The sequence below is a fragment of the Pseudomonas sp. FSL R10-0056 genome (assembly GCF_009600105.1).
In the GTDB taxonomy this organism is placed as follows: Bacteria; Pseudomonadota; Gammaproteobacteria; order Pseudomonadales; family Pseudomonadaceae; genus Aquipseudomonas; species Aquipseudomonas bubulae.
In genome coordinates, this window is the sequence record NZ_WIWL01000025.1 from 1 (window position 1) to 5,183 (window position 5,183).

Consider the following 5,183-nt stretch of genomic DNA (forward strand, 5'->3'; position numbering starts at 1 on the left):
ACCGTCGAGCAGGTGGACGCAGCGGTGTCGGGCATGGATCGTGACGACGAGCCGCCCCTGGACGAAGACTACATTGAGCCGGACATGGATTCGGCGGCCTACAGCTACCTCGACGAGCTGGCCAGTGAGCATGCCAGCGAGCAAGCGCCTGCGCCCGAACCGCTGCCTGCGGCGATGCCGGCGACCGGTCTGGCCCTTGAATGGCTGGAGATGTTCCCCAAATTACCGGTGTCGGGCATGACCGCCAGCATTGGTGCCAACTGCACGCTGATTGCGGTTGACGGTGATGACTGGCTGTTGCATCTGGACCCGGCCCACAGCGCGTTGTTCAACCTGACCCAGCAGCGTCGACTCAACGATGCACTGAACCAGTTCACTCAGCGTACACTCAAAGTCACGATTGAGCTGGTCAAGCCGGAGCAGGAAACCCCGGCCCAGGCGGCTTCGCGTTTTCGCGCAGAGCGCCAGCGTCTGGCCGAAGAGTCGATCCATGCTGACCCGGTGGTCCGGCAGATGGTCGAGCAGTTCGGTGCGGCCGTACGCGAAGATACGATTCAACCTTTAGAGGTGGCTCAGGCTCAAGTGTCGTAACGCCAGAGCAGAAACTTACAGCCCGCAGTCGTTTTGATTGCGGGTGCATTGTCCAAATAACGTTTGAGGTGATTCCCATGATGAAAGGTGGCATGGCCGGCCTGATGAAGCAGGCGCAGCAGATGCAGGAAAAAATGGCCAAGATGCAGGAAGAGCTGGCCAATGCTGAAGTCACCGGCAAGGCGGGTGGCGATATGGTCACTGTGGTCATGACCGGCCGTCATGACGTCAAGCGGGTGAGCATTGACCCGACTTTGCTGGAAGGTGTGAGCGAAGACGACCGCGAAGTGCTGGAAGACCTGTTCGCCGCAGCGGTCAACGACGCCGTGCGCAAGATCGAAGCCAACAGCCAGGACAAAATGTCTGGCGTGACCGCCGGCATGCAACTGCCGCCGGGCATGAAGATGCCGTTCTAAGGCATCTGAAATGCCAGGCCATGAGCCTGGCATTTTTTTGCCTGTTTTACGGGTATTTGACGCTAGCTCACACCGAGGGTATAAACCGCGTCTCGTTGTTTTGTCGGACCTTTCCTTATGAGCTTTAGCCCTCTGATTCGCCAACTGATCGATGCCTTGCGTACCTTGCCGGGCGTGGGTCAAAAGACCGCCCAGCGCATGGCGTTGCAATTGCTTGAGCGTGATCGCAGTGGTGGCTCGCGCCTGGCCCTGGCGCTGACTCAGGCGATGGAAGGTGTGGGGCATTGCCGTTTGTGCAGAACCCTGACCGAAGACGATCTGTGCCCGCAGTGTGCCGATGTGCGCCGGGATGACACCTTGCTGTGCGTGGTCGAGGGGCCGATGGACGTGTATGCCGTGGAGCAGACCGGTTATCGCGGCCGTTACTTTGTGCTCAAGGGGCATTTGTCGCCGCTCGATGGTTTAGGCCCTGAGGCGATAGGCATTCCGCAATTGATGGCGCGTATTGCAGAGCAGGGTACGTTTGCGGAGGTGATCCTGGCCACCAATCCAACGGTTGAGGGCGAGGCCACTGCGCATTACATCGCCCAGTTGCTGAGCAACAAAGGCCTGATCGCTTCGCGTATCGCCCACGGTGTGCCGCTGGGTGGCGAGCTGGAACTGGTGGATGGCGGTACTTTGGCGCACTCGTTCTCGGGGCGTCGACCGATTACGCTCTGACTGCGATTGCAGGGGAGAGGGGACTCCTGTGGGAGCGGGCTTGCTCGCGATGCAGGCACCGCGGTATTCAGTTGAACCGCGGTGCCTGCATCGCGAGCAAGCCCGCTCCCACGTGTCGGTATTACTCGGTTAACGAAAATTCCGTCAGGCAGAAAGTAGGCACACCCAAATCCTGCAAGCGCTGCGAACCGCCCAGCTCGGGCAGGTCGATAATGGCCGCTGCTTCAAACACCTGCGCACCCATGCGTCGCACCAGGTTGGCTGCCGCAATCAGCGTGCCGCCCGTAGCAATCAGGTCATCGACGATCAGCAGCGAGTCACCCTCGCACAGGCTGTCGGCGTGAACCTCCAGAAACGCTTCGCCATATTCCGTCTGATAGCCTTCGGCCAAAACGTCTGCGGGCAATTTGCCCTGTTTGCGAAACAGGATCAGCGGTTTGTTGAGCTGGTGGGCCAGTACCGAGCCGATCAGGAAGCCGCGGGCATCCATAGCGCCGATATGGCTGAAGTCAGCCTCGACGTAGCGCTCGATAAAGCTGTCGGCGATCACGCGCATGGCGCGGGGCGACTGGTAGAGGGGGGTGATGTCGCGAAAGATGACGCCCGGCTTGGGGAAATCAATAACCGGGCGAATCAGGGTTTTGAGGCAAAAATCGTCGGAGACCATATCGGGCTGTCCTGGGGAGCGTTAAGCGCGCCAGTATAACCCGTCAGGCCGTGTCAAACCTCCAGCGAACCACCGGCCAGGGCACACAGCTTGATCGGGTCAAGAATATGCACTTCCTTGCCTTCGGCAGTGATCAACTGGTTTTCCTGCAGGCGGGTAAACACGCGGGACACGGTTTCAACGGCCAGGCCCAGGTAATTGCCGATTTCGTTGCGCGACATGCTCAGGCGGAACTGATTGGCCGAGAAGCCGCGAGCACGAAAACGCGCTGACAGGTTGACCAGGAACGTGGCGATACGTTCGTCGGCGGTTTTTTTCGACAGCAGCAACATCATTTGCTGATCGTCGCGGATTTCGCGGCTCATTACACGCATCAGCTGGCGACGCAGTTGCGGCAGTTGCACGGAGAGTTCGTCGAGACGTTCGAAAGGGATTTCGCATACCGGTGTAGTCTCTAGCGCCTGGGCCGATACCGGGTAGGTTTCAGTGTCCATACCCGACAGGCCGACCAGTTCGCTGGGCAGGTGGAAGCCGGTAATTTGCTCTTCACCGTTGTCGCTCAGGCTGAAGGTTTTCAGTGCGCCGGAACGTACCGCGTAAACCGAGCCAAACGTGTCGCCCTGGCGGAACAGGAACTCGCCTTTTTTCAGTGGGCGGCCGCGCTTGACGATTTCTTCCAGCGCATCCATGTCTTCCAGGTTCAACGAAAGTGGCAAACAGAGTGGGGCCAGGCTGCAATCCTTGCACTGTGCCTGAGTGTGAGCGCGCACTTTTACTGGCTCGGACATTTCTTAAATCCTTGTAGGAAAACACACATAAGATGCAAGGGTAACCCAGCGTGGGGGGGCTAGACCAGCCGCACCATGCCAGGGCACTCATCTCATGCTGTAGAGGTCGTGTTTGCGACCTTAGATCACCCGCGAATAGCGCTGACGGGTTTGTTGCTCAAGGTAAGCGTCGAACACCATGCACACCGAGCGCACCAGCAGCCTGCCAGCAGGCAGCACAGTCAGTTGCTGGTCGTCCAGGGCGATCAGGCCGTCGGCGGCCATGGTCTTGAGCGTCGGCCACTGAGGGGCAAAATAGCCGCGAAAGTCGATATTGAACGCCTGCTCCACGGTCGCGAACGGCAGGTGCAAATTGCAGATGATCTGCTGGATGACCTCGCGACGGATACGGTCATCCTGATTGCATACCAGGCCACGGCTGGTGGCGAGCTGGCCGCTGGCCAGGGTGTGCTGGTATTTGGCCAGGTCGCTGTCATTTTGGCAGTACAGGTCGCCGATCTGGCTGATGGCGGAGACACCAAGCCCGATCAGGTCGCAATGGCCGTGGGTGGTATAACCCTGGAAGTTGCGTTGCAGGGTTGATTCTTCCTGGGCGATGGCCAGTTCATCGTCTGGCAGGGCGAAATGATCCATGCCGATATAGCGGTAGCCGGCGCCGGTCAGTTGCTCGATGGTGCGCTCCAGCATCTGCAGCTTGGCGGCAGGCGAGGGCAGGTCGCTGGTGTTGATGCGTCGTTGGGGCATGAAGCGTTCAGGCAAGTGCGCGTAGTTGAACACCGACAGGCGATCGGGCTGCAGGCTGATCACTTCTTCAACGGTGCGGGCAAAGGCTTCCGGGGTCTGCTTGGGCAGGCCGTAGATCAGGTCGATATTGATCGAGCGAAATTGCAGCGTGCGTGCAGCGTCGATCACTGCCCGGGTCTCTTCCAGGCTTTGCAGGCGATTGACCGCCCTTTGCACGTCCGGGTCGAGGTCTTGCAGGCCGATGCTGACACGGTTGAAGCCCAGTTCACGCAACAGGCCCATGGTCGACCAGTCGGCTTCGCGGGGGTCGATTTCGATGCCGTAGTCGCCGGAGTCGTCGTCCAGCAGATTGAATTGCTGACGCAGCTTGGCCATCAGTTGGCGCAATTCGTCGTGGCTAAGAAAAGTCGGGGTGCCGCCGCCAAAGTGCAGTTGCTCGACCTTCTGCCTGGGGTCGAGGTGGCAGGCGATCATCTGGATTTCCTGCTCGAGTTTCTGCAGGTAGGGCTGGGCCCGGCCACGGTCTTTGGTAATGACCTTGTTGCAGGCGCAGTAATAGCAAATATTGGCGCAAAACGGCACGTGCACATACAACGACAGCGGGCGCAGAGCCTTGCGGCTTTCGCGCAGGGCGTGCAGCAGGTCGAACGGGCTGACCTGGCTGTTGAACTGCATGGCTGTCGGGTATGAGGTGTAGCGCGGTCCGGCAAGATCGTAGCGGCGGATCAATTCTGGGTCCCAACGAATGGCGTCGAGCATGCGGGCATTCCCCTGGGATGGCTGGCAATGCTCCGGATTCTAGGGGGTGGGTCGTTGTAGCATCTTGATTTGCATCAACAGCTGTGATTGGCAAGTGCACCTGTGGGAGCGAGCTTGCTCGCGATACCGGCGACGCAATCTGTCAGGCAAATCGCGGTGATGCCATCGCGAGCAAGCTCGCTCCCACGGGTTCTGTCTAATGCCCCATCAACCAGTGCTGATGCGGGCCGGGTAGGGTCCAGATACCGAACAGGATCACCAGTAATCCTCCAGCCATGCGCACGCTGCGTTTGCGCAGCACTGCGGTAACACGTTCTGCGGCAAGGCCGGTGGCCAGCAGTACGGGCCAGGTGCCCAGCCCGAACCCCAGCATCAGTAATGCACTGTCGACTGCGCTGCCCTGGCTGGCGGACCAGATCAGCGTGCTGTACACCAGCCCGCAGGGCAGCCAGCCCCACAGTGCCCCCAGCAGCAAGGCGCGCGGCAGGCTGGTGACCG

General features: G+C 59.9%; 7 protein-coding genes. 3 read left to right on the top strand and 4 right to left on the bottom strand.

Annotated features, from left to right (window positions below):
* From GHO42_RS01825 to recR, 3 genes are all read left to right on the top strand, one after another.
* Positions 1–591: DNA polymerase III subunit gamma/tau C-terminal domain-containing protein (locus GHO42_RS01825; protein ID WP_306108752.1), on the top strand; the 591-nt coding region annotated here is incomplete at its 5' end.
* Positions 592–668: 77 nt separating this feature from the next.
* Positions 669–1,007: a YbaB/EbfC family nucleoid-associated protein gene (locus GHO42_RS01830; protein ID WP_095002765.1), complete on the top strand. Its 339-nt coding sequence runs from the start codon at positions 669–671 to the stop codon at positions 1,005–1,007.
* A gap of 117 nt (positions 1,008–1,124) precedes the next feature.
* Positions 1,125–1,727 carry a recombination mediator RecR gene (gene recR / locus GHO42_RS01835; RefSeq protein ID WP_016780292.1) on the top strand — a complete coding sequence of 201 codons (603 nt, stop codon included), beginning with the start codon at positions 1,125–1,127 and terminating at the stop codon, positions 1,725–1,727.
* Between the two features lie 121 nt (positions 1,728–1,848).
* Here recR and GHO42_RS01840 read toward each other — a convergent pair whose 3' ends face one another.
* The 4 genes from GHO42_RS01840 to GHO42_RS01855 all read right to left on the bottom strand — a co-directional run.
* Positions 1,849–2,394 carry an adenine phosphoribosyltransferase gene (locus GHO42_RS01840; RefSeq protein WP_095002764.1) on the bottom strand — a complete coding sequence of 182 codons (546 nt, stop codon included), beginning with the start codon at positions 2,392–2,394 and terminating at the stop codon, positions 1,849–1,851.
* 53 nt (positions 2,395–2,447) lie between these two features.
* The gene (gene fnr / locus GHO42_RS01845) at positions 2,448–3,182 is read right to left on the bottom strand and encodes a fumarate/nitrate reduction transcriptional regulator Fnr (protein WP_029611340.1); all 735 of its coding nucleotides are present in this window, start codon (positions 3,180–3,182) and stop codon (positions 2,448–2,450) included.
* A gap of 120 nt (positions 3,183–3,302) precedes the next feature.
* Entirely contained in the window at positions 3,303–4,685 is a 1,383-nt protein-coding gene (gene hemN, locus GHO42_RS01850) for an oxygen-independent coproporphyrinogen III oxidase (protein ID WP_095002763.1), read from the bottom strand.
* A 196-nt stretch (positions 4,686–4,881) separates the two neighbouring features.
* Positions 4,882–5,183, bottom strand: a 302-nt coding sequence (locus GHO42_RS01855; RefSeq protein ID WP_178114878.1) for a sulfite exporter TauE/SafE family protein, incomplete at its 5' end; no start/stop codon positions are given.